Annotated in this window: 21 protein-coding genes; 7 read left to right on the top strand and 14 right to left on the bottom strand. The window is 61.6% G+C overall.

Translation table 11 applies throughout. The features are described 5' to 3' along the window. Positions 1–380 precede the first annotated feature (380 nt). Positions 381–1,184 carry a metallophosphoesterase gene (locus tag M5C56_RS21025; protein ID WP_103499718.1) on the top strand — a complete coding sequence of 268 codons (804 nt, stop codon included), beginning with the start codon at positions 381–383 and terminating at the stop codon, positions 1,182–1,184. A gap of 132 nt (positions 1,185–1,316) precedes the next feature. Here the strand turns inward: M5C56_RS21025 and M5C56_RS21020 are convergent, their stop codons facing one another. From M5C56_RS21020 to yaaA, 13 genes are all read right to left on the bottom strand, one after another. Beyond that, complete coding sequence (locus M5C56_RS21020) at positions 1,317–2,762, bottom strand: mannose-1-phosphate guanylyltransferase/mannose-6-phosphate isomerase (protein ID WP_103499719.1); 1,446 nt, start codon at positions 2,760–2,762, stop codon at positions 1,317–1,319. Between the two features lie 269 nt (positions 2,763–3,031). After that, positions 3,032–3,700, bottom strand: coding sequence for an alginate O-acetyltransferase AlgF (locus M5C56_RS21015; RefSeq protein WP_103499684.1), 669 nt, complete (start codon positions 3,698–3,700; stop codon positions 3,032–3,034). 14 nt (positions 3,701–3,714) lie between these two features. After that, a complete protein-coding gene (locus M5C56_RS21010; RefSeq protein WP_103499685.1) occupies positions 3,715–4,893 on the bottom strand; it encodes an alginate O-acetyltransferase in 1,179 nt (392 codons plus the stop codon). Positions 4,894–4,904: 11 nt separating this feature from the next. Beyond that, on the bottom strand, positions 4,905–6,455 hold the full coding sequence (locus M5C56_RS21005; RefSeq protein WP_103499686.1) for an MBOAT family protein: 1,551 nt from the start codon (positions 6,453–6,455) through the stop codon (positions 4,905–4,907). A gap of 213 nt (positions 6,456–6,668) precedes the next feature. Continuing rightward, positions 6,669–7,799 (bottom strand): mannuronate-specific alginate lyase, encoded by a 1,131-nt coding sequence (locus M5C56_RS21000; protein ID WP_103499056.1) that lies wholly within the window; start codon positions 7,797–7,799, stop codon positions 6,669–6,671. Next, a complete protein-coding gene (locus M5C56_RS20995) occupies positions 7,796–9,229 on the bottom strand; it encodes an alginate O-acetyltransferase (protein WP_103499057.1) in 1,434 nt (477 codons plus the stop codon). Before M5C56_RS20995 ends, M5C56_RS21000 begins: the two co-directional genes overlap by 4 nt. A gap of 11 nt (positions 9,230–9,240) precedes the next feature. Next, positions 9,241–10,857: a mannuronan 5-epimerase AlgG gene (gene algG / locus M5C56_RS20990; RefSeq protein ID WP_247263314.1), complete on the bottom strand. Its 1,617-nt coding sequence runs from the start codon at positions 10,855–10,857 to the stop codon at positions 9,241–9,243. Continuing rightward, positions 10,857–12,341, bottom strand: coding sequence for an alginate export family protein (locus tag M5C56_RS20985; RefSeq protein WP_103499058.1), 1,485 nt, complete (start codon positions 12,339–12,341; stop codon positions 10,857–10,859). The genes algG and M5C56_RS20985 overlap by 1 nt, the downstream gene beginning before the upstream one ends. Beyond that, positions 12,338–13,714, bottom strand: a complete 1,377-nt coding sequence (gene algK / locus M5C56_RS20980) for an alginate biosynthesis TPR repeat lipoprotein AlgK (protein ID WP_103499063.1) — start codon at positions 13,712–13,714, stop codon at positions 12,338–12,340. The genes M5C56_RS20985 and algK overlap by 4 nt, the downstream gene beginning before the upstream one ends. A gap of 165 nt (positions 13,715–13,879) precedes the next feature. Continuing rightward, positions 13,880–15,058 (bottom strand): alginate biosynthesis protein Alg44, encoded by a 1,179-nt coding sequence (locus M5C56_RS20975; RefSeq protein WP_103499059.1) that lies wholly within the window; start codon positions 15,056–15,058, stop codon positions 13,880–13,882. Between the two features lie 36 nt (positions 15,059–15,094). Then, positions 15,095–16,579, bottom strand: coding sequence for a mannuronan synthase (gene alg8, locus M5C56_RS20970; protein ID WP_247263319.1), 1,485 nt, complete (start codon positions 16,577–16,579; stop codon positions 15,095–15,097). Between the two features lie 190 nt (positions 16,580–16,769). Then, positions 16,770–18,086 carry a nucleotide sugar dehydrogenase gene (locus tag M5C56_RS20965; protein WP_103499061.1) on the bottom strand — a complete coding sequence of 439 codons (1,317 nt, stop codon included), beginning with the start codon at positions 18,084–18,086 and terminating at the stop codon, positions 16,770–16,772. Between the two features lie 996 nt (positions 18,087–19,082). Beyond that, entirely contained in the window at positions 19,083–19,862 is a 780-nt protein-coding gene (gene yaaA / locus M5C56_RS20960) for a peroxide stress protein YaaA (RefSeq protein WP_103499868.1), read from the bottom strand. Positions 19,863–20,151: 289 nt separating this feature from the next. Here yaaA and M5C56_RS20955 point away from each other — a divergent pair, with 289 nt between their 5' ends. The 6 genes from M5C56_RS20955 to M5C56_RS20930 all read left to right on the top strand — a co-directional run bounded on the left by M5C56_RS20955 (position 20,152) and on the right by M5C56_RS20930 (position 25,421). Then, entirely contained in the window at positions 20,152–21,276 is a 1,125-nt protein-coding gene (locus M5C56_RS20955; protein WP_103498874.1) for a polysaccharide deacetylase family protein, read from the top strand. Positions 21,277–21,618: 342 nt separating this feature from the next. Further along, on the top strand, positions 21,619–23,013 hold the full coding sequence (locus M5C56_RS20950; protein ID WP_100941812.1) for a PhoH family protein: 1,395 nt from the start codon (positions 21,619–21,621) through the stop codon (positions 23,011–23,013). Positions 23,014–23,120: 107 nt separating this feature from the next. Next, entirely contained in the window at positions 23,121–23,594 is a 474-nt protein-coding gene (moaC, locus tag M5C56_RS20945) for a cyclic pyranopterin monophosphate synthase MoaC (RefSeq protein WP_100941813.1), read from the top strand. Then, positions 23,591–23,833: a MoaD/ThiS family protein gene (locus M5C56_RS20940; RefSeq protein ID WP_103498875.1), complete on the top strand. Its 243-nt coding sequence runs from the start codon at positions 23,591–23,593 to the stop codon at positions 23,831–23,833. The genes moaC and M5C56_RS20940 overlap by 4 nt, the downstream gene beginning before the upstream one ends. Position 23,834: 1 nt before the next feature. After that, positions 23,835–24,284, top strand: a complete 450-nt coding sequence (gene moaE / locus M5C56_RS20935; RefSeq protein WP_103498876.1) for a molybdopterin synthase catalytic subunit MoaE — start codon at positions 23,835–23,837, stop codon at positions 24,282–24,284. Positions 24,285–24,644: 360 nt separating this feature from the next. Continuing rightward, on the top strand, positions 24,645–25,421 hold the full coding sequence (locus M5C56_RS20930; RefSeq protein WP_103499842.1) for an ABC transporter substrate-binding protein: 777 nt from the start codon (positions 24,645–24,647) through the stop codon (positions 25,419–25,421). A gap of 201 nt (positions 25,422–25,622) precedes the next feature. Here M5C56_RS20930 and M5C56_RS20925 read toward each other — a convergent pair whose 3' ends face one another. Further along, on the bottom strand, positions 25,623–26,252 hold the full coding sequence (locus tag M5C56_RS20925; RefSeq protein WP_103499291.1) for a PAS domain-containing protein: 630 nt from the start codon (positions 26,250–26,252) through the stop codon (positions 25,623–25,625). Between the last annotated feature and the right edge of the window lie 87 nt (positions 26,253–26,339).

The following is a 26,339-nucleotide window of genomic DNA, read 5'->3' as shown; positions in this document are numbered from 1 at the left end:
ATATCCTACCGGCTCAGATCCGAACTCATTTTCGGAAAGCCTCCGGCTATGAGCAAATACCTACCCGTTAAGGCGAACACGGTCCCTGTAGGAGCTTGGCTTGCCAGCGAAGAGGCCCGTGAGATCGCTAAAAGCTTCGCGGGCAAGACCTGCTCCTACAAGTTGCGTAGTGTTTTCAATATCCCATTTTCTTGACTGCCTGACATTGGACCGTGGGCAGCTCAATACCATTTATCGGGCCTGTCATTTCTGACAGTAGCCGGCAGCGTGGATCAGGTGATTACTAGATCCGGTATCCCAGCAGAACCTGAGTCAGGTCGGTTTGATCGGTGGCATTCATACTTAGATGCATCGGGAACAGCATTGAGGAGAACCACGTCGTGAAGATTCGCGTTCTGTCCGACCTGCATCTTGAGTACGACGAACCGCTTGCCATCCCGCACGTGGAGGCCGATCTCGTCGTGCTGGCCGGTGATATCCACAACCATGCGAAAGGCCTGCGTTGGGCGGCGGAAAACTTCGATTCACAGGTGCCGGTTATTTATGTGCCGGGCAACCACGAGTATTACGGTGGTGAATTCGCTGCACTCGAAAGCGCGATGCAAGCCGCCGCGCGCAGCTTGCCCAATGTGCATTTCCTGAACAACACAACGTTCACGGAGCGAAATGGCCAATGGCGGGTCCTCGGTACTACGTTGTGGACAGACTTCTCGTTGTTCGGCGCTGGCGATGTGGCGCTGCGCGAGTCCATTGCAGAGGCCGAGCGGGTCATACTCGACTACCAGGGTGTGATTCAGGTCTCATCGCCCGAACTCGAAGCCCCGCTACGTTCGTTTACTCCCCGCGACTCGCTGGCGCTCCACAAGCAAGCGCGAGCATGGCTGGAAGATGAGCTGGTAAAACCCTTCGATGGCCAGACGATTGTGGTCACGCACCATGCGCCGCTCAGGCCAAGCCTGGCGGAGAAGTTCGCGACGGATCGCGCCTCGGCGGGTTATGTGAGCGATCTGCCTTCCCTCGTGCGCGCGCCGGTTGCGCTGTGGGTCCATGGTCACACCCATACCGCATTCGATTATTTCGCAGAAGGAACACGTGTGATCTGTAATCCGCGTGGATATAGCGATCAACGTTCGAGGGCACCTGAAAACCCGTTGTTCACATGGAACAAGGTCGTCGAGATCTGAGCCACCGGATACAACTCACCGCGAGGAAATACGTTTTCGGTGTGAGTAAGTGGGCAAAAAACACCCCCGACTCCCTGGCTGCGGATAGGGGGTACGCAGCCAGCGAGGCGGGGGTGAGTGGAACACTGTAGGTTACTGGGCGATGGTTTTCACCTCCTGCTCCGGCGCCGTCGAACGCCCGTACACATCTTCAAACCGCTCGATATCGTCCTCACCCAGGTAGCTACCGGACTGCACCTCGATAATCTCCAGCGGAATCTTCCCCGGATTACGCAGGCGGTGCACCGAAGCAATCGGGATGTAGGTCGACTGGTTCTCGCACAGCAGGAACACCTTCTCGTCGCAGGTCACCTCGGCCGTGCCGCTGACCACGATCCAGTGTTCGGCGCGGTGGTGGTGCATCTGCAACGACAGGCAGGCCCCCGGCTTGACCGAGATGTGCTTGACCTGGAAACGCCCGCCCATGTCCACCGAGTCATAGGAACCCCAGGGCCGGTAGACCTCGCAGTGGTTCTGGGTTTCGCTGCGGCCCTGTTCGTTGAGGGTGTTGACCATCTGTTTCACGCCCTGAACCTTGTCCTTGTGGGCGATCATCATGGCGTCCTTGGTTTCGACCACGACTATGTCTTCCAGGCCGATCACCGAGACCAGCTTGCCGTTGCCGTGGATCATGCAGTTGTGGCTGTCCTGGATCACCACGTCGCCCTTGCTGACGTTGCCGTTTTCGTCCTTTTCATGCACGTCCCACAACGATGACCAGCAACCCACGTCACTCCAGCCGGCGCTCAATGGCACCACGCAGGCACGCTGGGTTTTTTCCATTACCGCGTAGTCGATGGAGTTGTCCGGGCACTGGGCGAAGGTGGCTTCGTCGAGGATCACGCCGTCGCCGTCCTGGGTGCTGCGCTCCAGGGTCAGCAGGCAGGTGTCGTAGATGTCCGGGTCGTGCTTTTTCAGCTCTTCGAGGAAGCGGCTGGCGCGGAACAGGAACATGCCGCTGTTCCAGAAGTAACCGCCGGCTTCGACGAACTCGATGGCGCGTTTTTCATCGGGCTTTTCGACGAATTGCGAGACTCGGCTGACGCCTTCCGGCAGTAGCGCGTCGTTGCTCGACTTGATGTAGCCGTAGCCGGTTTCCGGTTTGGTTGCCGGGACACCGAACAGCACCATTTCACCGCGCTCGGCGGCTACCGTGGCCAGGGCCAGGGCGCGTTGCAGGGCTTTCTGGTCTTCGAGCACGTGGTCGGCGGGGAGGACGAGCATCAGTTCGTCGCGGCCCTCGTTGACCAGCAGCATGGCGGTCAGGGCCACGGCCGGGGCGGTGTTGCGGCCGAAGGGCTCCATCAGGATGCGCTGGGTGGTGAGCTGACGGCTGCTCAGTTGTTCGTTGACGATAAAACGGTGGTCCAGGTTGCAGACCACGATGGGGCTTTCCATGCCGTCGAATACCAGGCGTTCCAGGGTTTGCTGGAACAGCGTTTCCTTGCCGGTAAGGGCGAGGAATTGCTTGGGAAACTGCTTGCGCGAAAGCGGCCAAAGACGTGAGCCGCTACCACCTGAGAGGATTACTGGAATCATGGTGTTACTCCTTTAAGCGATCTATGGGTTAGAGCTACTGCGTTCTGTCGTTTCACTCTTGTTGTTGTTGTTTCGGGCCGGACGGTCACTGATCCTGAGAACACCCGTATCTGTAGGAGCTGGGCTTGCCCGCGAAGCTTTTGGCGCCCTCAAGGACGCCTTCGCGGGCAAGCCCTGCTCCTACAGGTCGGCGGTGTTCGTGGCTCCTGTGGTTGTTCGGCGAATGGGTCGGTGGTGTTCGTGGGGCCTGTTTTCGTCCGGCGAATTCATTAGCGGGTCGAAACCGGGCGCTTGACCCACACCGGCGACAGGTTGCTGCCGTTTCCCGTGACGTAGAGCACCGCCGCTTCGCCGCGCTCCAGGGCCACCGGCTTGAGGTCGCTGACCTTGGTGCCGCCGTCGTACAGCGCAAAGCTGACTTTCACCGGGTTGATCTCACGCTCTCCGCGACCTTTGGCCGCCACCGCCTGGACCACGTCGGTCTTGCCGTCGGCGGTCTTCAGGGTCAGGGCCTTGTCACTCAGGTTCTGCACCCGCACCAAGGACTTCTGCTTGTTCTTGAACGGCGGCTCTTCGATCAGTTGCGGCTGGCCGCCAGCGTTGTTGACCAGGGTGTAATAGTGGTCGGCGGCCAGTTTCAGCGGCAGGGCCTGGCTACCGACCTTGGCGCTGTAGTCGCCGCCGGGCATAAAGCTGAAATCACTGCTGGCCAGCGGGGCGACGTCATTGATCGCGGTGGCGCCGATGGTGGCGCTGACTTCCTGGTTGCTGGCGTTGTAGATACGCACAAAGCTCGAGCCTTTCGGCGCGACCGGGCCGTACAGCGCGGCATCTCCACCCGCCCAGACCGGCAGGGACAGCAGGCTCAGGCCGGCAGTCAGGGCCAGGGTTTTGACCATGCGCGGTTGAGTGTTTTTACGAGTGATGTTGAAGGTCATGGTAAGTACCTCTTTCAGTTTTGCGCCCGTATAGGCGACTCGGATTTAGATGTGTTCTGGACCAGGTTCTGTTGACGGATTCCAGCGGCTTTCAATTGCGCGACCCACTGCGGGTCGGCATCGCCGATTTCGTTGTTGACCGGCAGGTAGCGCTCCGGGAATTCCCAGATCAGCAACTGCGGCGGGCTGTTCTTGAAGGCGTCGCTTTCCAGGTAGGCAAGCATCGGCAGGATCGGGCCGTGGCCGTCTTCGGCGTAATTCACCACGTCGCGGTGCAGGGCCTGTTTCAGCGCGCCGACGAAGTTCCAGTTCGGGTTGGCGCTGTAGCTGGTGCCGATCAGCGCCACCGGGACTTCGGTGTTGGCGAACAATGCGTCTTCGCCGGCCGGCTGATCGTCCACCGCGCGGGTGGTGCGCTTTTCCAGGGGCTCCTGGGGCGGCATCAGGTTGCTGAACAGCGGGTCCAGCGGCAGGAACAGGGTCAGGTCGCCCTTGTGCTGTTCGATCTTCTCGGCTTCGGTGACAAAGCGTTGCGGCTCGCCACTGAGTGGAGCGTGCTTGCCGATGGCGTCGGCCAGTTGGGTCGCGGCGATTTGCGCGCCGTCCGGGGTCCAGTGGGTGTCGGTGCGCAGGAATACTTGCCGGCCTTGGTCCTTGGCCTGTTGCAGCGGGCCGAGCAGGTCGGGGGCGAGGATCCGGTCGGCGGCGACCCGGGCGTGGAAGTCCTGGTAGAGGTTGGCGTGGATGCTCGCCGGACGGACATCGCCCAGGTGTTCCGGGTACAGGCGGACCTTGGCCGGAACGATCGCCATCACCAGCTTCACGCCCTTGGCCTTGAGGGTCTGGCGCACGCCTTCGACCAGGGCGTAGTTGTCTTGCAGGTTCTGCTGCTCGCCGGCGATGGGGTTGAATTCCTCGTCGCTGTAGAGCCACTGGTCACGGCCCAGCACCACGCCGGGACGGCCTTCGTTGAACAGCTTGAAGTCCAGCGCGGCCCAGAGGTTGGTGCCCAGGCGCTTGATCGGGAATTCGCCGTCGTAACGGGTTTCCACCGCCTTGGTCCAGCGCCCGTCGAGCAGGGTGGCGTCGGCGTTGGTGCTGAAGCCGATAAAGCTGCGCAGCGACCACAGCCCCAGCGCCAGCAAGGTGGCGAGGAACAGGGCGATGTAGAGGATGCGTAATGAGCGGGTCATGGTCGGCTCCCTCAGAATTGGAAGTAGAGAAACGGCGAAAAGCTTTGCGCCGAGAGTTTGAGAATCGAGGCGATAAACAGCAGCAGCACCAGGGTGCGCATCACATAACGCGGCCATTCGGCGACCCAGTAGGCCGGTTGCACTTGAGCCTCGCTGCCGACGCTGTAGCCGTGTTCGTGGATGCTGCTGGCCGCTTCGCCGGGGACGGCCTTGATCAGGCCGGGTTGTGCGCTGGCCGGGCCATCGGCGGGTTTGGCCTTGGCGGCGGGCGGGTTGCTGTAGAAGTCCCGCAGGCCGAAGAACGCCAGGGTCGCGTAGGCCAGCACCAGGGTCGCCACTTGCAGGCCGGTGAGGCTGGCGCGGTTGAGTTCCGACAGCGACCACTCGCCGAAGCTGAACATGGCGCCGTACATGCGGGCGGCGACATGGAGGCTTTCCGCGCGGAAGATCACCCAGCCCATGATCACCAGCAGGAAGGTCAGGGCCCAGCGGATTGGGTTGAAACGGCGTGGCGAGGTGTCGATGCCCAGGGCTTTTTCAAGCGCCAGCCACAGGCCGTGCCAGGCACCCCAGACGATGTAGGTGAGGTTGGCACCGTGCCACAGGCCGCCGAGCAACATGGTCAGGAACAGGTTGCGGTAGGTGGTCAGCGTGCCTTTGCGGTTGCCGCCCAGGGTGATGTAGAGGTAGTCCCGCAGCCAGGTCGACAGGCTGATATGCCAGCGCCGCCAGAACTCGGTGATCGACTGGCTGATGTAGGGCTGCTTGAAGTTCTCCATAAAGCGGAAGCCCATCATCAGGCCCAGGCCGATGGCCATGTCGCTGTAGCCGGAGAAGTCGAAGTACAGCTGCGCGGTGTAGGCCAGGGCACCGAGCCAGGCGTCGCCGGTGGTCGGGTGTTGCAGGGCGAAGCAATGATCGGCGACCACCGCCAGGGTGTCGGCGATAAAGACTTTCTTGATAAAGCCCTGCATGAACCGCGTGGCGCCCTCGGAGAATTTGTCGAGGGTGTGGGTGCGGTTGTTGAATTGGTCGGCGAGGTCGCGAAAGCGCAGCACGGGGCCGGCGATCAGGTGCGGGAAGATCGCCACGAAGGCGGCGAAGTCGATCAGGTTGCGGGTCGCCGGGGTGTCGCCGCGGTAGACGTCGATGATGTAGCTGATGGACTCGAAGATGTAGAACGAGATGCCGATCGGCAGCAGCACGTGGGTCAGGATAAAGGGTTCGAGACCGAACGAGGTCATGATCGCGTTGAGGCTGTCGACCCCGAAGTTGGCGTACTTGAAGTAGCCGAGGATGCCCAGGTCGACGGCCACGCCCAGCAGCAGCCAGCGTTGGGCCGGTTTGCTGCGCACGCCGGCGGCGCCGACCTTGAGGCCGATCCAGTAGTTCCACAGGGTGACGCCGGCGAACAGCGCCAGGAAGTCGACCCGCCACCAGGCGTAGAACACGTAGCTGGCGATCAGCAACAGCAGGTTGCGATAGCGTTGCCCGCTCAAGTAGTACAGGCCGAGAAAGATCGGCAGGAACAGGAACAGGAATACGTTGGATGAAAAGACCATCCCGAGCTCTCCTTGTTTCATCAACGGTCAAGGGCCGAAAGCCCCCCCAAACCCCCCATGGAAATGGGGGGGTGCATCACATCCGAATCCACCGCGATCTGTAGGAGCGGCCGGTCGACGCTCGATTGCCCGCGAAGCTTTTAGCGATCTCAAGGGCCCCTTCGCGGGCAATCGAGCGTCGACCGGCCGCTCCTACAGGTCGGTGGTGTTCTTCTAATTGCTTTTGTTGCCCTTCTCATGGGTAGGGTCGTAGACCTTGGTCAGGTCGCCGCCCAGGCGGAAGGTCTTGAACGGTTGCATCGCATGTTTGTGTTCAAGCACCTCCGGCGCGCAGGTGTAGAGCGTGCAGTAGGGTTCCAGCCAGGCGAATTTCGAGTCGACCTTGAGGTCAGTCATGTCCTGTTCCTTGCCGTTCCTGGCCTGGAATTCCCCAGGATCCTTGACCCCGGCCAGCACCCGGTCACCCAGACGTTTGAGCGCACCATTGTTTTCCTGGCGCAGGTCCACGCCATTGGCCAGGGCAAAACTGGCGATCATCGCCAGCGGCGGCAACGCATAGTTGTGATAAGCCAAGGCCCGCTGTTGACGCTTGAGCTCATTGGGCAGGAACCCCTGGGGATCGACCTGGTTGGCGCCGATCTTGTATTCCTTCACCGACCAGTCGAACAGGTCGCGACGGTCGGTGGCGATCGCGGTCGCCATCACCGACCAGGCCGCCCAGTACGAGTGGTTGTTGGTTTTTTCCAGCGGCAGGTTGTCCCAGTCGCTGACCACCTGGTCGGCCATCTTGCTGAACCAGGCCTCGATCAACTGCGCTTCCTTCTGGTGGGTGGCCAGCGGACGGGAGTCGGAGAACTTCAGGCGGATATAGGCCGAGGCCATGCTGCCCAACGCCCATTTGCGCATGGACTTGCCGGTGTGGTTGAAGTCCTTGGACATCAGCGCATCGGCCTGGGCCCAGGCGGTCAGCCAGTTCAGGGTGCAGCTCAACTGGTCCGGGCGACCGTCACGCATAAACTGCATCACCCGCTTGCTGGTGCCGCGCTCCATTTTGGTGATGTCGGAGGTGGTGTCGCGAAAGGCCTTTTCCGACTGCACATTCAGCGTCGAGCGGGCCTTGTCGGAGCCTTCGTATTTACTGCGGAACTGCAACGAACCGGTGTAGGGCGGGGGCATGCTGTCGCAGCCGTCGCTGTTGTCGCCGGTCTTGATCTTGTCGATGGCGGCCAGGTAACCCTGGGGCGGACGCAGTGGCGCGGCGGCCTGGGCCGAGCCGGCGATGATCGCCAGGCCGAGCAGCGAAGGGGCAAGCAGTGTGCGCAGTTTCATCGGTAGGCTCCTCATAACCCGGCCTGTGCCACATGGGGCTCGGCGCTGGGGAATACGTTGCGTTTGCAGATCTTCGCCTCGACTTGCTGCGGCGCGGTGCCCGCTTCCGGGCCCTGGACTTCGACGGCCAGCAGGTTCTGGTTGGCCCAGTCTTCGTCGGTGCGCAGTTCAAAGGCGAAACGTCCATCCGTGTCGGAGGTTTGCGGTTTCTCGATCTTGATGTCCTCGTGGCGACCGTTCATGTACCAGAGGGTGGCGTGCAGGGTTTTCACCGAGGTGTCGGCGAAGCGGATATCGACCTGGTGCCCGCTGTTGCGCAGGTCGCGGTTGTTGCTGTTGACCAGCAGTTCGTTCTTGCCCGTCTTGAGCGTGCTGCTGGCGCTCATCTCGGCGGTCTTGCCTTCACAGCCGTTGTCGAGCAGGGCCATCATCTGCCGGTAGATGGTTTCCTGGTCGAGGCGATACAGCGGCGAGAATTCCCAGATCAGCACCTTCGGCGGGGTCTTCTGGAACGCCTCGCTGCCCAGGTACTGCAGCATCGAGCCTTCCAGGCCTCCACCGGGGAAGGCGACGTTGAGGATGTCGGCGCCGATGTACTGCTGCAGGAAGCCGGCGAAGTTGTAGTTCTTGCCGCTGTGGCTGGTGCCCACCAGGGTGATCTGCGGGTTGCCGGCATCGCCGAACAGGTCGCCGTCCGCCGCTTCGCCCTTGGGCTCGGTGCTGAACTGTTCCATGTACTGGATCGCGTAGCTGGTGCCGCAGAGCTGGCCGGCCATGTTGTGCAGGGTGCCGGTCTTGCCCATGCGCCCGGAGACCTTGGTCTCGAATTCACGGTGGGGAATGTCGGCAAAGCCCGGCATCTTTTTCACCGTCTCGGCAACGATCTTCGCGGTGCGCTCGGCGCCGTACGGAGTCCAGTGCTGGTCGCCACGGAAGTAGAAATCGTGGGCCTGCTGCTCGTTGGTCAGCGGTGACAGATCCGGCACGTGGTAGCCCATCTTGGCGAAGCGCCCGAGCATCGCCTGGTAGTTGCCCAGGGCTTTTTCATAGTCGAACTTGGCGCGCTCGGCCGGGAACAGTTTGTTGCGATCCACCAGGCCACGGGTCGGCTGATAGACCACCACCAACTCCACGCCCTTGCTCTTGAAGGCATCGTGGAGCTGTTGCAGGCGCCGGTAACCGGCGGGGCTGGTGTCGAACTCGGTGCGCAGGTCTTCCTGGGTCCGGAACAGCCAGTCGCCCTGGGCCTGGACCAGGGTGGTGAAGTTCTGCTGGTAGCGGCTGACGTAGTTTTTCGCGTCATGGGCTGCCGGGCACAGGCTGCAGCAGGGCTCGGCGGTAAAATTCGGCGCCTGGACTTCCTCGGCCATGAGGTTGCCGCTGGCGGCGAAGATCGCCGCGGCCAGGCCCGACAGGCCGAGCAGTTTGATCAGGTGTGGGTTCATAAAGGTCGTCCTCAATCCCGCAGGGGTGTCTGGCGTTCGACGGGGTCGATCAGCACGGCTTTCTGCTGGCGCACCAGCAGGTCGAGAATTTCATCCTGGCGCTCGCCGAGAATCCCGCTGAAGCTGATGCCGCTGTTTTTTGTCGGGGCGAGCATGGAGACCCGGTACAACTCGACACTCAACGGCGAGTCGATGGACAGCGGGCCGCTGCCGTTGCCGGCCAGTTCGCCACCGACCACGATCAGCGAAACCTCGGTGTCGAACGGGTCGAGCTCGATGTCGCGGTCGGTGTCGCTCAGGTCCTTGATATGGCCGTAGACCCCGGTCAGGCCGTTGGCCATGGCGACGTTCTCGTACAGGCGGATATTCACGCTGTTGCGGATGCGGATGCCGTGACGCTTGTTGCCGATCACCTTGTTGCCGTAGATCAGGTTGTCGGCGCTCTCGTAGAGGGTGATGCCGTCGCTATGGTTCGTGTAGATCTGGTTGTAGGCGACCAGGTTGTTGACGCTGTTACGGTCGATCACCAGGCCCGAGAGGTGGTTGTCGTAGCTGCGGTTGTTGAAGATGAAGCTGTTGTTCACCTCCCGGGAAATGATGATGCCGTGCTTCTTCCTGGTCCCGTGCACCGTGTTGTCGGCGATGATCAGCCCATGGGAACGGTCGTGGGGGTCGATGCCGTAGACGATGTTGTCGCGGTAGGTGTTGCCCTTGAGCACGAAGTCACGGGTCTCGTAGCAGTAGAAGCCGTACCACATGTCCGAGAACTCGGAACCGATGATCCAGCCGGTCGGCTCGGGCCGCTTGAGCACCTGGGCCATGTTCGGCGTGTACTGGGAAATACTCACGCCATAGGACTTGCTGTTGGCGTAGCCGAAGCTGGCCATCCGGCTGTTGACGATATAGGTCTCGGTGCCGCCCCAGGCCAGCAGGAAAGGCCGGAATTCCTGGGGCGAACGGAAGGTCGCCGGGCCGTTGTCCGCTTCGCGCCAGCCGGTGACCCTGGTGTCGTGGATAAATAGCTGGCCGTCGTTGATCAGGAACGCACCGCCTTCCTGGGACAGGCGCAGTTCCTGGGTCTGTTTGTCGATTTCAAGGATGCCCTTGCGTCCGACCACGATCGGCAGCCTGGCCAGGAACACCCCCGGCGAGGTTTCGCTGATGTATTGCTTGGGCAGTTTCTTGCTCAGGTCCTTGAGGTTGATATAGCCGTCGTCGATAAAGATCGCCTGGGGAATGCCATGCTGGCGGACCACCCATTCGGCCATCTTGTTGTCACCGCCGATAAAGTCCTTGAGGGCATCTTCCTGCATCATCCGGCGCACGCTGATCTTGCCCGGTTGGCTGCGCACGATCTTCGCCGCGACGGCCTCGGCGGTGTAGCCGCGCAGGTCCGGAAGCTTGGGTTTTTCCAGGTGCAGCGGCGCGGTCGGCGCGCTGCCAATGGTGTAGGTCTTGGCCTGTTGCAGTTCCTTGGCCAGGATCGGTGCGTGCCCGGTTTTAACCGGCGGCACGTCGACGCTGGCAAAGGCCGCGCTACTGGCCAGCAGCAGGGCGCCGGCCCATACGCTGAGCGAGCCTTGCAGGGCGCTGTGGTTCATCTCGGTCACTCCCTTGGCGGTCTGCATCAGAAGCGCCAGATCACGTCGACAAACGCGCGGTGCATATAGGAATCGACGTTCTTGCCGTAGGCATCGCCGGGCTTGAACACGCCGCCGCGAAAGCGCACCAGCGCCGAAGGTTCGTCGATGGATTGGCTCAGGGCCGCCGGCAGCAGGCCTTGCTTGAAGTACTTGGTCAGCACCAGGTCGACTTCCTGGCCGAGGTCTTTCTTGCCGTCCTGCAACGGCAGCGAGGCGCTGGAGAGCAGGGCGCCGGTGGCGTCGTCGTAGTTGCCCTGTACGGCGTTGATGCCGTTGCTGCCGACGTCCTTCTGCCCGTCGACGCGCCAGAACTTGTGGTAGATCAGGCTCGCGTCGTAGTCCTCGCGCAGCTGCCAGGAGCCGAACAGGGTGGCGGTCTGCAGGTTGTTCATTTCGCCACGGAAGGCTTCGCCGAAACGGTGGGTCCGCGAACGGGTGCCGGTGAAGTTCGAGCGGTTGCTTTCCAGGCCGTTCTGTTCGTAGTCGCCGCTGGCGCGGGCATAGGCGGCGCCGACCTGCCAGTTCGGGTCGAGGCGCAGGCGCACGCCGAGGTCGGTGGCCCAGCCGTTGATATGGCTGCCCTGGCTGGCATCCACGGGGCGGCTGCCGTCGGCGTTGAGCAGGTTGACGCTGTCGCGGTGGCCGCTCATGCCGGTCAGGCTGGCCCAGTAGTTGACGGTGTTGGTGTTTTTGAAGTTGTAGGCATCGCTGTCGGCTTCCAGACCGAGCCAGGTCAGGTCGCCGTTGGCCTTCTTGTCCAGCGGGTCGGCGACGACGCCGGGTGTCGGGTAGTCGAGCTTGCCGTCGTCATGGGTGTGGTGGGCGCGTACGCCGAGCCACTGGCCGGGTGTCCACTGGTAGGCGACGTCGCCGTAGACATGCAGGCGGTCCTTGTCCTGGGGCGCGAGTTCGGTGAGGTCGGTGCGGTATTCGCTGAAGCGCTCGGCGGCGCCCAGGTTGGCCCGCAGCAGGGTGGTGTCGAAGGTCCAGTTCAGCGCCTCGATATTGGTGTCGCGCCATTGCCCGTCGTCATTGCGCAGGCGCTGGCGACCGAGTTTCAGCATCTCGCCCGGATAAGGGGTCAGGCCCTTGTAGCCGACCCAGAATTCCCGCAGGGCCAGGTAGCTTTTGTCCGGCTTGCGGGCGTCGTTGCTCGAGGTTTCCTGGCTGGCATCGGCCTGTTGCAGGGTGTCGGTTTCAATGATGTCGCTGGCGGTCACGGCCTGGCCCATGGCGTAGGCGCTCCAGTTGCCGCGCTCGCCGTAGACCCACGGCCGCAGGTCCAGGCCGATGCCGTTGACGTCGCCACCCTTGAGGGTGCCGAGGTCGCGGTCGTCTTCGGATTGACCGGTGATTTTCACTTCGAGGCCGAAGTTCTTGGTCTCGGTGATCGCCGCCAGGCTCGGGCAGGACCAGAGCAGGGCAAAGCTCAGGCCGATACCGGCCTTGACGAAAGGATTGAGAGTCATAAGGTTTTTTCCTCGCGGTCGCCTTCCTGCAGGACTTGTTGCAGGTCCAGCGGGTTGCGGCTCAGGGTCCCGCGCAGGCGCTGTTCCTGTTGCAACAGGCGCTGGGCATCGGGGCGTTGGGCAGGCGGCAGCTGTGCGTCGAGTTGTTGGGCCAGCTCATTGGCCAGTGGGGTGTCCTGGGCTTTGGCCAGTTGACTGAACACGTAGGCATTGAGCGGGTCGGGCTTGGTCCCACGGCCCTGGGAAAACAGTTGGGCGATGGCGAAGTCGGCGCTGTTCTGGCCGTTGCGGGCGGCCTTGAGCAGGTGGTCGAGGGCCTTTTGCGAGTAGACCTGGCCGAGGTAGCCACGGCGATAGATCTGCCCCAGGTAGTAATCGGCGGCGACTTCCTTGCCGACGGCTTTCTGGAAGTGCGCCTCGGCCTGCTTGGCATCGGCCGGCACCCATTTGCCTTCGTAGTAGAGCTTGCCCAGCAGCAGTTCGGCGCGGGGCTGGTCGGCGGCGCGGCCGTTGTCCAGGTATTCCATCATCTGCTTGACGTCGCCCAGGGCGGGGAAGTCGTAGAGCAATTGCGCCAGGCTGACCCAGGACGCCGGGTAGCCGGGGGCGATCTGCTCGAGCAGCGCTTGCGCGGTCTTTTCATCCGGCTGGCCGAGGCTCGCATCGCTGAGCACGCGGGCCACGCTGTCGACCCGTTGGGCACCGACGGTGCCACGGCTGTAGGCGGCCTGCAGTTGCTTGAGCAGGGCGGCCTGCTGGTCCGGCTGGGCGCGTTTCTGGTACACGGTGGCCAGTTCGACGTAGCAGATGTCGCTGCTGTTGAGCGCGGTCTTGCAGATCTTTTCCACCTCGTCCAGATGCTGGTCGTAGCTGTCCTGGGTCCGGTAGAGCAGCACTTGCGCCAGGCCCGCTTCCGGGTAGCCGGCGCTGCGCCATTGGCTGATCTGTTGCTGGGCGTTGACCTCGGGGAAGCTTTGCGGGAATTGCAGGTAGAGCATCGCCAGGGCGATCAGGGTGTTGCCTTCACCATTGGCGAAGGCCTTTTTCAGCAGGCCTTCGGCTTCGCGGTGTTCGGCTTCGCTGGCGCCGGGCTTGGCCACCAGCAGGCGGCCCAGGCGGGCCTGGGCCCGGGGCGAGGTGTCGGCGGCGGCGCGGTAGGTCGCTTCCGCCAGTTTGAGCTGGGTCGGGTCGCGGCTTTCCACCTGGATATCGGCCAGGCCAACCTGTGCGTCGCTGTAGCCCAGGTCCGCCAGCTGGCGGTAATTCTGCTCGGCCAGGGCGGTGTCGCCGCGCTTGAGCGCTTCATTGGCCAGGCGCTGGTCCGGCAGGCCGGCGCAACCGGCCAGGGCGATGGCCAAGGTCAGGGTGCCCAGGGCGAGACGGCGCTGGCCGTGAGATCGATCGCGAGCAAGCTTGCTCCTACAGGCGATCGTGGCGCGGCCAAGAGCACGGAAAACCGGCTCATCGTAGGAGCATTGCTCGCGACCGAGTGCAGGGCACTCGTAAGGGGGGCGATGGTTCACAGGCATGTCCTCCGCTTACAGACCGGCGGCCATGGCTTTGTCGATCAGCCAGTTCATGCTTGGCCCGCGGTCGCTGCTGACTTCCACCGGACGCCCGGCGAGGGTGCTGTCGAGGCGTTCGTCAGGCTTGATCAAAACGCGGATATCGGAGGACAGGTCGGTGCTTTTCAGGCTGGTGCTGCTGACGATCTTGCCCTGGCGCACCTGCTCTTCGCCGGCGATCTGGAAGTTCACCCGGGTCCCTGGACGCACGTCGCCGAACTGGCGATAGGAGAAGCGTGCCTCGACATTCGCCTCGCTCCCTTTCGGCACCAGTTGGAAGATCACATCGCCCTTGCTGGCGTATTGGCCGTTGGCGACCAGTTGCTGCGCCACCGTGCAATCGCACGGCGAGGTCAGGGTGCCGGTCATCTGTTTGCCGAATAGCTCCTCGACCTTGGCCGGCTCCAGCTGGTTGTCGTCGAGATGGCCCTTGAGCACGTCGAGCATGCTGGTGCTGAAGGTCGCCAGCGGTGCGCCCTTGGCGGCGACGCCGTCTTCCTGGATCAGGCTTTGCACGGTGCCGTCGCGGGGCATGGTGATGCTCATACCCGGCACGCTGACCAGCCCTGCCTGGGCATGGCTGACGAAGTACAGGCCATACACCGATTTCAGGACAAAACCGAAAGCCGCGAGGCCGACCACGAACACACCGAGGCTGAAGGTCACGGCGCGCAGGCGACCGAACGGGCTCATGCCGCTGCCGTCGTCCTTTTTCTTGCGCGCCTTGGTGAAGTTATCGCGCTGCAGGGTGGCGAGCACGTCGCCGATGTTGACGATGTCACCGGACAGGTGCGAGGTGATCAGGTGGCGCAGGGTGCCGATGTCCTGCTGCTCCAGGTTCTGGAACTGGCAACCGACCCGGCCGCTCTGGCGGTCGTAGGAGCGCACCTGCAGCTCGACGTCCATGGCCAGGCCGAGGTTGTCGATGACAAATTGCAGGCGGCCTTTGTACACCTCGCCGAGCTTCAGGCTCAGGGCCTGTTGCGGCGGGACATTGAAGCTCAGGCCGCCGGCTGACAGGTCATGGACCCGGACTTCCAGGGGCTGGCTCTCGCTGCCGAGGAAGCGCAGCCTGGCCGGGATTTTCACCCGCGCATGCTGGCGCTGGGCTTCGGATTCGTGGACGACGTTGGCATTGACTTGGGAATTCATGGGTATAGCTCCATTAGCGAGTTCTGGCGGGTCGGGTCAAACCATGGTCATCAGCACGGCGACGAAAATGCTGCCGGCGGAGAAGGTCATGGTTCGGGACGACCAGGTGTTGAACCAGCCTTGGAAGCTGGCGAGGTCGCGGCTCAGTTTGGTGTCCTGACGGGTCCAGGATTGGCGGTCGAGGCGGAAGAACACGTAGATCTTCATCAGGGCGCCGACGATCTGGTTGTAATAGAGAATCACCGGGTAGGCCGGGCCGATGCTGTGCCCGGAACAGGCCAGCAGCAGGGTCAGAATCAACCGGGTCAGGCCGATCCACAGCAGGTAGGCGAGGATGAAGGCGATGCCGTACTTGAAGCTGGCGATCAGGGCCACGGTCAGCCCCAGCAGCGAGGTCCACATCGACACGCGCTGGTCGAACAGCACCACGCTGGTGAACAGGCCGAGGCGGCGCAGGCCCAGGCCCAGGGCCCGGGAGTTCTGCCGCAGGTTGTTGCCGTACCAGCGGTACATCAGCTTGCGGCTGGATTTGATAAAGCTTTTTTCCGGCGGGTGTTCCACGGTGTGGATCGCCGCGTCGGGCACGTAGAAAGTGTCGTAGCCCAGGCGCATCAGGCTGAACCAGCTGGATTTGTCGTCGCCGGTGAGGAACTTGAAACGGCCCAGGCGCCAGTGTTGCAGCGAGTCGTTTTCGACGTCGGCGATAAAGCCGGGGTCGGTGACCACACTGGCGCGGAACACCGACATGCGCCCGGTCATGGTCAGCACGCGCTTGGACAGGGCCATGGAGCACATGTTGATATGGCGTTGGGCGAAGCGCAGCTTGTGCCATTCGCTCATGATGTAGCCGCCGCGCACTTCGCAGAACTCGTTGGTGGTCAGGCCGCCGACATTGCCGAACAGCTGGAACCAGGGCACGGTCTTGCGCACCACGCCTTCACTGAGCACGGTGTCGCCATCGATCACCGCCACTACCGCGCGGTCGTCCGGCAGGTGGCGGGAGATGGCGCGGAAACCGAAGGCCAGGCCGTCGCGCTTGCCGGTACCGGCGATGCGCACGAAGTCGAGCTTGACCCGTTCCGGCGGGTTCATCTTCGCCCAGAGGCTCTTGACCAGCAGCTCATCGGACATTTCCACCAGGGAGCAGACCACGGTGGTGGGGAAGCCGCAGTCGATGGCTTCGCGGATCACCGAGCTGTAGACCTGGGCGGTGGTCAGGGCGTCGATGCGAAAGCTGGTGACCATCAGGAACACCTGGGACGGGTCCGCGGCCTTGCCCAGCTTGCGCACTTTGCGGCGCAGGTGCGGGTAGACGATGTAGAGGAAAATCATCCCGCGCACGAAATGGGTGGCGCCCATGGAGTAGCGCCAGATGCCCACGGCGCCGATCAGGAAGATAAAGTCCTTGGAGTCGGCGTCGAAGGTCGAGGTAGGCAGCAACAAGGCCAGGCCCATCAGCAAACTCAAGTAGAACAGCCAACCGGCGGCCTGGAGGAGGCCGTGTTTTAGCCTGTGCATAATCTGCATCCGTCTCTGTCTCGGGCGAGCCTGTCGGCGGGCTCGATGGGGTTAAGGCAGGCGAGGCGCCCTTTCGGACGCCATCGCCGGCAAGCCGGCTCCTACAGTGCGGAGTCGTACGTAATGCCTGTGTTCGGCCCCGTCCTGTAGGAGCCGGCTTGCTGGCGATCAACCGCGCAGCGGTTGGGTTGGTTTACCAACAGATACCTTCGGTCCGGCCACTCGCGCTGGTGGCCTTGGACATGAAGCCCACCAGGTCGATGACCTGTTTGCCGTGGGGGGCGTTCTCGGCCAGGGCGCGGAACTTCTCGTCACGGTTGCCGAGGATGATCACGTCGCTGTTGTCGATCACTTCGTCGAAGTCGGCGTTGAGCAGGGACGACACATGGGGAATCTTCGATTCGATGTAGTCCTTGTTCGCGCCATGGACACGGGCGTACTCGACGTTCTTGTCGTAGATGCTCAGGTCGAAACCCTTGCCGATCAGCATTTCCGCCAGTTGCACCAGCGGGCTTTCGCGCAGGTCGTCGGTGCCGGCCTTGAAGCTCAGGCCGAGCAGGGCGATGCGGCGCTTGTCATGGCTGGCGACGAGGTCGAAGGCGTTCTGCACCTGGCTTTCGTTGCTGCGCATCAGCGAGTTGAGCAGCGGCGAGTCGACGTCCAGGGAGCCGGCGCGGTAGGTCAGGGCGCGGACGTCCTTGGGCAGGCAGGAGCCGCCGAAGGCAAAGCCAGGGCGCATGTAGTACTGGGACAGGTTGAGGGTCTTGTCCTGGCAGACCACGTCCATCACTTCGCGACCGTCGACCCCGACCGCCTTGGCGATGTTGCCGATCTCGTTGGCGAAGGTCACTTTGGTGGCGTGCCAGACGTTGCAGCTGTACTTGATCATCTCGGCCACTTCGATGTCCTTGCGGATGATCGGTGCGTCGAGTTCTTCGTAGAGGGCTTGCAGGACGTCACCGGAGGCACTGTCGAATTCGCCGATGACGGTCATCGGCGGGAAGTCGTAGTCCTTGATCGCGGTGCTCTCGCGCAGGAATTCCGGGTTGACCGCGATACCGAAGTCGACCCCAGCTTTTTTCCCCGAGCAGTCTTCGAGGATCGGGATCACCACGTTTTTCACGGTGCCCGGCAGCACGGTGCTGCGGACCACGATGGTGTGGCGGCTGGTCTTGTCCCGCAGGACAAAACCGATTTCGCGGCACACCGACTCGATGTAGTTGAGTTCCAGGTCGCCGTTCTTCTTGCTCGGCGTGCCGACGCAGAGCATCGACAGGTCGGTGGCGCGAATCGCTTCGGCGAAGTCGGTGGTGCCGCGCAGTCGGCCGGTGGCAATACCCTGGGCCAACAGGGCTTCCAGGCCGGGTTCGACAATCGGCGATTTGCCGTTGTTGATCAGGTCGATCTTGTCCTGGGAGATATCGACGCCAACCACATCATGGCCCCGTGCAGACAGGCAACCGGCGCAGACTGCACCGACGTAACCCAAACCGAATATGCTGATGCGCATTGCATTTACCTCTATCTTGATCACGCCATTAAATGGCCGAAGTTGATGTTAGTCAGTCAGCGTGGCGCACTCGCAGGGCGGCCCAAAGAGGTCGCAGCTGCGAATGCAGGCATATAAGTGTCGAGTGGCTAAATAATTGCACTCAAGTTGTGCGCAGCGTGGCCTTGTTATTAGGGGCATGCCCTTGAATACGGCCGGCCTTCCACGGGAAGGCCTTTGTCTGCGTGCCTAGTGCCTGCTTGTATCCACGGAAAAATTATTGTGGATCAACAGGTTGTGGCCGCCGCGCAACGGCTTTGTCTGAGGGCCTGCCTTGGCCTTTGTAGGGGATATCATGGGTGCGTATCTCCTGTCCTTTACTGTCGGTTGAAAGTGTGGGGCGCGGTTGTAAGTCGCTGTTGGCAACTTAAACATTTCATCTCGCCTCCATGTAAGTCTTCTCTTACAAGCTCTGTGAGAATCGTTACGGGTGGTATGAGCAATGTTTCGGAACATAAGTTCCAGTCCGCTCATCCTGTTTCCTGAGAAACCTGGAAACAGGATGAAAGATGGCACGGCTTCATATTGATAGCACTTTCCGTTTCGCCCTTTAGTTATGGGGATTGAAAATGCCGAGATGGTGGTTTGCCACTATGGAGAAAAAATTTGGTGCCACTACTCAGAAAAATTTGAAATGTCGAGTGAAAGAATTTTCATTGTTGTAACAGGCGGTTTATTGGCGTCAATTAATTGGGTTTTTGGGGTGTTGCAGGAGGGATGTGGAGGTGAATCGTCGGGGTTACACGTTGCGTGTAGTGCGCCGAGTGGGGCAGGGCATCAGATGTGTTGGTCTGGGGGGATTGTGGTGTTTGTGCTGGCCTCTTCGCGGCGGTGCGGCGTCCCGACAAGCCCTGCTCCTACAGTTATCAGTCGTCCATAAATTTTGTGTACGACATAAACTTGTAGGAGCAGGGCTTGCCCGCGAAGAACGGTAACGCGGTACTACGACGAACTGCGTTACTCCGGCGCCCGATCGCGCAAAAACACCAGATTGTCCGCCTTGGACAGTTCCGCACTGAACCGGTAGCCCTGTTCGTCAAAGGTCTTCAATTGCTCGGGATTCTGGATACGTTCCCGGATCACAAACCGCGCCATCATCCCCCGGGCCTTCTTCGCGTAGAAACTGATGATCTTGTACTGGCCGTTCTTCTCGTCGCGGAACTCGGTGTTGATGATCCGCGCGTTCAGGGCTGAGCGTTTGACCGCCGAGAAGTACTCGTTCGACGCCAGGTTCAGCAGCACCTCGTCCCCTTGTGCGGCCAGGGCATCATTGAGCCATTCGCTGATGCGCGTGCCCCAGAAGGCATAAAGGTCCTTGCCCCGGGCATTGGCGAATTTGGTGCCCATTTCCAGGCGATAGGGCTGCATCAGGTCCAGCGGGCGCAACAGGCCGTAGAGGCCGGAGAGCATGCGCAGGTGGGTCTGGGCGTAGTCGAAGTCGGCGTCGCTGAAGTCTTCGGCGTGGAGGCCGGTGTAGACGTCACCCTTGAACGCCAGCAGCGCCTGTTTGGCGTTGTCGGGGGTAAAGGCAGGGTTCCAGCTGCCGAAACGCGCGGCATTGAGGCCGCCGATCTTGTCGGAGACGTGCATCAGCTCGCTGATCTGCGCCGGGCTGAGGGTGCGCAGTTGCTCGATCAACTCCTGGGAGTGGTCCAGGTACTGCGGTTGGGTGAAGCGCTGGGTCACCGCCGGTGTTTCGAAATCGAGGGTCTTGGCGGGGGAAATCACCATCAGCATGAAGTCGTCTCCTTTAATCGTCGAGGGATTCTAGGGGGTTGGGCGGTTTGACTCCACCTATGATGGCGATAGTCGCTGTGTGGTTTGCCTGGGAGCTCTTTGTTGATCTTGCGGGCCTCTTCGCGGGCAAGCCCTGCTCCTACAGTGCGGTGTCGTACACAAAGCCAGTGAACGACCTCACTTTGTAGGAGCAGGGCTTGCCCGCGAAGAGGCCGCAACAGCCACCACAAGGGCTCCGGCTGTCAGATCGGCTATAGTGCGCGGCGGGTTCTGAAATGGAGGCACCCTTTTGCGTATCGTTCTTTTCTTCTCGGCCCTGCTGGCCTGCTTCGCCGCCGTTGCCGCGCCTAACGACCCCGCGACCCTGGACCGCAGCACCTGGCCCGAACAACTGAGCAGCCCGGCGCTGTTCGATGTCGCCTCGCGCGCGCAAATCCTGATGTTCGCCCATCTGCTGCTGGTCAGCGAACTGCTCGACGAGCCGGCCCTGAAAAAGCGCCTGGGGCTCAAGCAGATCAACATGACCGCCATCGACGCCGTGCGCCAGCGCATGTGGCAGCGCCTGCTGACCAGCTACAACGCCGCCCAGCAGAGCTGCGAGGAGGATGCCTCCTTCTGTTTCTACGTCGAGGACATGGACAGCCTGCAAAAAGCCGCCGGCAAGTTCCGGGTCGCCGATGATTCCTTTTATGCCCGCTGGGCCGACCCGGCCCGGGCATTCAATGAACGTTACCTGGACGAGCAACTGCGCCTGGCCGCGCTGTTGCCGCAGACCAGTAGCGAAATCCAGTTGATGGGCGACCACGAGCGCAATGGCGAAGGCTTCAACGACCGCCTGTTCCTGCTGACCTTCGACGGTGGGCCGACCATAGCCCAGGGCAATACCGACGAGTTGGCCGACTACCTGCGCAAACAGAAGATGAGCGGCCTGTTCTTTGTCCTCGGCAATGCCTTGCAGGCCCGCCTGGACAAGACCTCGATGCCGGCGGTGCGCGAGCTTTACCGCCAGCAATGCGTGGGTGTGGAAGGCTGGCAGTACCGTTCCCACAGTCAATGGCAGGACTGGGAGGATTCGATCCTGCGCAGCATCTCGTTGGTGCAGAGTGCCTTGCCGAACAACTATGCCGCGCTGTTCCGCCCGCCTTACGGGCAGCGGCGGGCCGACGGCGCGGCGTTTTTCAAGGCCCAGCACTTGCAGGTCGCCTTGTGGGACATCGATTCGGCGGACGCCACCGGCAAGCTCAGCGCCGAGCAGTCCGCCCAGCGGGTGATGACCTTGATGCTGCTCTGGCGTCGCGGCGTCATCGTGTTTCATGACACCCAGGACAAAGCGCGCACGGCGTTGCCCTGGCTGCTCAAGCAGACCGCCGAAAGCGGGATCGGCTGGCAGGAGTGCAAGGAAGCGTTTCGTTAGAGAGGGAAAACCCAAGTGCCCGTATTTGTTGGGCCGGGGAAAAAACAGGCGATGATTTCAGTGCGGGCAGACTTCCGACTGTAACGGTGTCCGGGCGCCTCGCCAAGGGCTATTCGTCAGCTTGAAAAATAAACTTCAAAAAAACGTCAAAGTGCTTTTTCCTGTCATGTCTTTTGCGGTATTACGGAGTCAGACCGCCGAAACCTGCGACACAGGTGGCGTCTTACAAGACCCTACTTGTGCACAGAACGCCTGCCCCTTCACAGGCGAATTCGGCGGTCACTTCGAGGCGCATCACCGTCAAGGTATTGCGTCGACTGGCTCCCACAAAGGTGACCGAGTATGGATGATCACGGACGCACTCCTTCTTCCAACCAGCCTATCCTTTACGTGCTCGATACCAACGTACTGATCCACGATCCAAACGCCCTGCTCAATTTCGAAGAACACCATGTCGCCATCCCGATGACCGTGCTCGAGGAGCTCGACAAGCTCAAGGGCGGGCATCACAGCGTCGCCGCCGAATGCCGGCAGGCGATCCGCCTCATCGACAAGACCCTGGGCGACGCCTGCCCCGAGGACGTCGAGCTGGGCGTCCCGATCCAGCGTGGCAAGAGCGGTCCCAAGGGCCTGCTGTCGATCCTGATGAGCAAGCGCAGCGAACCGAACCTGGTGCTGCCGGAGCACCTGAACGACAACATCATCATCAATCAGTTGATCGATCTGCATGCGCGGGACAAGGACCTGCGCCTGGTCCTGGTGACCAAGGACATCAACATGCGCCTCAAGGCGCGCGCCTGCGGGATCGCGGCCGAGGACTACAGCACCGACCAGTTGGTCGACGACGTGTCCTTGCTGCCCAACGGTTATCACGACGTCAAAGGCTCGTTCTGGGATCGCGTCAGCAAGGTCGAGACCCGCCAGGACCATGGCCGCACCTGGCACCAGGTGCAACTGACCGACAACCTGCCGGCGGTGCACGTCAACGAATTCATCATCGACGAACAAGGCTTTGTCGGTTGGGTCAAGGAGATCCGCGCCGATGTGCTGGTGATTCTCGATCTGCATCAGGAACCCCTGTTGCACCAGGAAGCCTGGGGCCTGAAACCGCGTGACATCTACCAGAGCCTGGCGCTGTTCGCCTTGCTCGATCCGGACATCCACCTGGTCAACCTGACGGGTGCCGCTGGTTCCGGGAAAACCATCCTGGCCCTGGCCGCCGCCATCGAGCAGACCATGGTCAGCAAGCGCTATCGGCGCATTATCGCGACCCGTAGCGTGCAGGGCCTGGACCAGGAAATCGGTTTTCTGCCCGGCACCGAGGCGGAGAAGATGGAGCCTTGGCTGGGGGCGATCACCGACAACCTCGAAGCCTTGCACATGGATGACGAAAGCACCCATGGCAGCGTCGACTACATCCTCAGCAAGGTGCCGTTGCAGTTCAAGTCCCTGAACTACATCCGCGGGCGCAGCTTCCAGCAGAGCCTGATCCTGATCGATGAATGCCAGAACCTTACGCCGCACCAGATGAAAACCATCATCACCCGTGCCGGCGCCGGTTCCAAAGTGGTGTGCCTGGGCAACCTGGCACAGATCGACACCCCTTACCTGTCCGCGACCAGCTCCGGGCTGACCTACCTGACCGAACGCTTCAAGGACTTCCCGAACGGCGTGCACATCACCCTGCAGGGCGTGCCGCGTTCGATCCTGGCCGAATACGCCGAATCCCACCTGTAATCCCATCCACACCCAGGGGCGGCCAAGCGGCCGCCCTTTTTATTAGCCCTGTCGCGCAAAGCTGACCCGCAGGTTTACAATCGACGCTCCTGATCAGGAGTATCGCTGTGCTGACTCATCTCGATTCCCAAGGTCGCGCCAATATGGTCGACGTCACCGACAAGGCCGTGACCTTCCGCGAGGCGGTGGCCCAGGCCCGTGTGCGCATGTTGCCCGAGACCCTGCAAATGATCGTCAGCGGCGGCCACCCCAAGGGCGATGTGTTCGCCGTGGCGCGGATCGCCGGTATCCAGGCGGCGAAGAAAACTTCCGAGCTGATTCCCCTCTGTCATCCGCTGATGCTCACCAGCGTCAAGGTCGAGCTGAGTGCCGACGGCGAGGATGCCGTGCGCATCGTCGCGCGCTGCAAGCTGTCCGGGCAGACTGGCGTGGAGATGGAAGCGCTGACGGCGGCGAGTGTCGCGGCGCTGACGATCTATGACATGTGCAAGGCGGTGGACCGCGGCATGATCATCGAAAACGTCTGCCTGCTGGAAAAGCTCGGCGGCAAGAGCGGGCACTACCTGGCGGATGCGCCATGAAGATCGTGGTGAAGTTCTTTGCCCGTTATCGTGAAGTGCTCGGGATGGATGAGTTGGCGGTGGAGGGGGACTTCACCAGCGTCGATGATGTCCGCCGGTTCCTGCTGTTACGAGAGGACACACAGGTCCTTGGCGAACAGAACCTGATGTGCGCGCGCAACGAGGACCTGTGCTCCCTCGCCGAGCCGTTGGCCGATGGCGACGAAGTGGCGTTTTTTCCCACGGTGACCGGAGGCTGAAATGGCGATTCGGGTGCAGGTGCAGGCGTTCGATCCGGGGGCTGAGGTCAATGCCCTGCATGCCGCCAACCTGGGGATCGGCGCGGTGGTGAGTTTTGTCGGCTACGTGCGCGACTTCAACGACGGGCGTGAAGTAGCGGGGATGTTCCTCGAACATTATCCGGGGATGACCGAAAAGGCCCTGGGCAAGATTGTCACGCAAGCCCATGAACGCTGGCCGTTGCTCGGGCTGGAAGTGCTGCACCGGGTCGGCGCCCTGGAGCCGGGTGAGCCCATCGTGTTTGTCGGGGTCACCAGTGCCCATCGTCAGGCCGCGTTCGATGCCTGCAATTTCGTCATGGACTACCTGAAAACCCAGGCGCCATTCTGGAAAAAGGAAAACACCGCCGACGGCCCGCGCTGGGTCGAGGGGCGCGTCAGCGACCAGGCAGCGGCAGAGCGCTGGAAGTAGTGGTTTGCGTCTATGAGATCGGCGCAGGCCAATGTGGTGCTCCCGAGTCTTGCATTGTTTGAACCGGCCTCTTCGCGGGCAAGCCCTGCTCCTACAGTGCGGTGTCGTACACAAAGCCGGTGAACGACCTCACTTTGTAGGAGCAGGGCTTGCCCGCGAAGAGGCCCTCGAACCTTACGCCGCCCATTCGGGCACCCTCAAACATTCATCCGTGCATGGCTTTCTGACAGAGTGCACGCATTTGTTCGTTGACGATTTGTACTAATAAGTCCACGATGGATTTATAAGTACAAAATAGCGTTATCGTCTTCCTTCTACTGTCTTGCCACAACACCTCAAATAAAGAGCGGGAGTTCCAGCATGAAGAAGTTCACCCTGATCGGCGGCCTGGCATTGGGCCTGCTGGCCAGCAGCACGGCGTTTGCCGCCGAGCCGACCTTGCGTATCGGCATCGAGGCGGCATACCCGCCCTTTGCTTCGAAGACCGCCGAAGGCACCATCGTCGGTTTCGACTACGACATCGGCAATGCGCTGTGCGCGCAGATGAAGGTCAAGTGCGAGTGGATCGAAGGCGAGTTCGACGGCCTGATCCCGGCCTTGAAGGTCAAGAAGATCGACGCGGCGCTGTCGTCCATGACCATCACTGATGAGCGCAAGAAGTCGGTGGATTTCACCCACAAGTACTACTTCACGTCCTCGCGCCTGGTGATGAAGAAGGGCGCGGTGGTGGATGACAAGTACGCCAGCCTGAAGGGCAAGACCGTCGGTGTGCAGCGTTCCACCACCACCGACCGTTACGCCACGGAAGTCTTCGAGCCGTTGGGCATCAAGGTGATGCGCTACAGCAACAACGAAGAAATCTACATGGACCTGGCGTCCGGGCGTCTGGACGCGATCTTTGCCGACACCATCCCGCTGGACGATTTCCTCTCGATGCCGCGCGGCGCCGGTTACGCCTTTGTCGGGCCGGAGCTGAAAGATCCGAAGTATGTGGGCGAGGGCGCCGGGATCGCAGTGCGCAAAGGTAACACCGAGCTGGTAAGCAAACTGAACAAGGCCATCGACGGGCTGCGCACCAGCGGCGAGTACCAGAAGATCGAGGGCAAGTACTTCAAGACGGATATCTACGGCGACTGATGGGTAGCACCGTGGCGTAATTTCAATATCCGTTACTTAAGGCTGAACACGGTCCTGTAGGAGCAGGCGGTCCGGCGTCCCGGCTTGCCCGCGAAGGGGCCCTTGAGGCCGCCAAAAGCTTCGCGGGCAAGCCCTGCTCCTACAAGGTTCGGTGTTGGCATCAATATCGGCTACTCACATCACATTGACGATGGGGAGCCCTCAAACCTCCGCCTTCAACTCCTTCAGGTGTTTGTACACCGTCGCCCGGCCCATATTCAGTACATTGGCTACATAGTTGGCCGCGCTCTTGCCCTTGAACGCGCCCTCGGCGTGCAGCGCCAGCACCAGTTCGCGCTTGTGGTCGCGGGTCAGCAGATTCAGTCCCAACTGCCGCTGACGCAGCCAGCTGTGCAGGAAGGTATTGATCCGCTCCTGCCAGTCATCGCGAAACAGCGCATCGGGCTGTGGGATCAGTTTGTTCGGTGAGAGGAACAGATCCAGCGCCGCCCTGGCGCTTTCGAACAGGGAAATATTCAGGTTGATGCACAGCACCGCCAACGGCGTGCCCTGGGCGTCGTGCAGTATGGTGCTGACGCTGCGAATCTTCTGGCCGTCCCAGTTGAGTTTCTCGTAAGGACCGATATTGCGCTCGTTGATGCCTTCCTCAAGCATGTCTTCCAGCGCCGCGTCATCGCCGATCTCGCGTTTGGAGATGTTGTTGGCGATGTAGTCGATCCGTTGCGTGTGCAAGTCGTGCAGCACCACTTCGGCATGGGGGAAGAATAACGTGGCGATGGCATCGGCGATCGCCCGGAAGTTATCCAGGGCGGGAGCCTGTTTGGCTGTCATGGTGATTCTCCAGGCAACTTCAGCATCCTTGGGGGGGGAGCCGAAGGAAAACAGCTGGTGCGGTGATCCGGTCGCCTCGCAGGAGGT

This window comes from Pseudomonas sp. MWU13-2862 (assembly GCF_023242495.1).
Taxonomy (GTDB): Bacteria; Pseudomonadota; Gammaproteobacteria; order Pseudomonadales; family Pseudomonadaceae; genus Aquipseudomonas; species Aquipseudomonas gingeri_D.
This window is presented reverse-complemented; position numbering and strand designations above follow the sequence as displayed.

Bases quoted from the DNA above. Each gene is read 5' to 3' on its own strand.
- M5C56_RS21020 (WP_103499719.1), bottom strand. From the start codon at position 2,762: ATGATTCCAGTAATCCTCTCAGGTGGTAGCGGCTCACGTCTTTGGCCG.
- M5C56_RS21015 (WP_103499684.1), bottom strand. From the start codon at position 3,700: ATGACCTTCAACATCACTCGTAAAAACACTCAACCGCGCATGGTCAAA.
- M5C56_RS21010 (WP_103499685.1), bottom strand. From the start codon at position 4,893: ATGACCCGCTCATTACGCATCCTCTACATCGCCCTGTTCCTCGCCACC.
- M5C56_RS21005 (WP_103499686.1), bottom strand. From the start codon at position 6,455: ATGGTCTTTTCATCCAACGTATTCCTGTTCCTGTTCCTGCCGATCTTT.
- M5C56_RS21000 (WP_103499056.1), bottom strand. From the start codon at position 7,799: ATGAGGAGCCTACCGATGAAACTGCGCACACTGCTTGCCCCTTCGCTG.
- M5C56_RS20995 (WP_103499057.1), bottom strand. From the start codon at position 9,229: ATGAACCCACACCTGATCAAACTGCTCGGCCTGTCGGGCCTGGCCGCG.
- algG (WP_247263314.1), bottom strand. From the start codon at position 10,857: ATGCAGACCGCCAAGGGAGTGACCGAGATGAACCACAGCGCCCTGCAA.
- M5C56_RS20985 (WP_103499058.1), bottom strand. From the start codon at position 12,341: ATGACTCTCAATCCTTTCGTCAAGGCCGGTATCGGCCTGAGCTTTGCC.
- M5C56_RS20975 (WP_103499059.1), bottom strand. From the start codon at position 15,058: ATGAATTCCCAAGTCAATGCCAACGTCGTCCACGAATCCGAAGCCCAG.
- M5C56_RS20965 (WP_103499061.1), bottom strand. From the start codon at position 18,086: ATGCGCATCAGCATATTCGGTTTGGGTTACGTCGGTGCAGTCTGCGCC.
- yaaA (WP_103499868.1), bottom strand. From the start codon at position 19,862: ATGCTGATGGTGATTTCCCCCGCCAAGACCCTCGATTTCGAAACACCG.
- M5C56_RS20950 (WP_100941812.1), top strand. From the start codon at position 21,619: ATGGATGATCACGGACGCACTCCTTCTTCCAACCAGCCTATCCTTTAC.
- M5C56_RS20940 (WP_103498875.1), top strand. From the start codon at position 23,591: ATGAAGATCGTGGTGAAGTTCTTTGCCCGTTATCGTGAAGTGCTCGGG.
- moaE (WP_103498876.1), top strand. From the start codon at position 23,835: ATGGCGATTCGGGTGCAGGTGCAGGCGTTCGATCCGGGGGCTGAGGTC.
- M5C56_RS20930 (WP_103499842.1), top strand. From the start codon at position 24,645: ATGAAGAAGTTCACCCTGATCGGCGGCCTGGCATTGGGCCTGCTGGCC.
- M5C56_RS20925 (WP_103499291.1), bottom strand. From the start codon at position 26,252: ATGACAGCCAAACAGGCTCCCGCCCTGGATAACTTCCGGGCGATCGCC.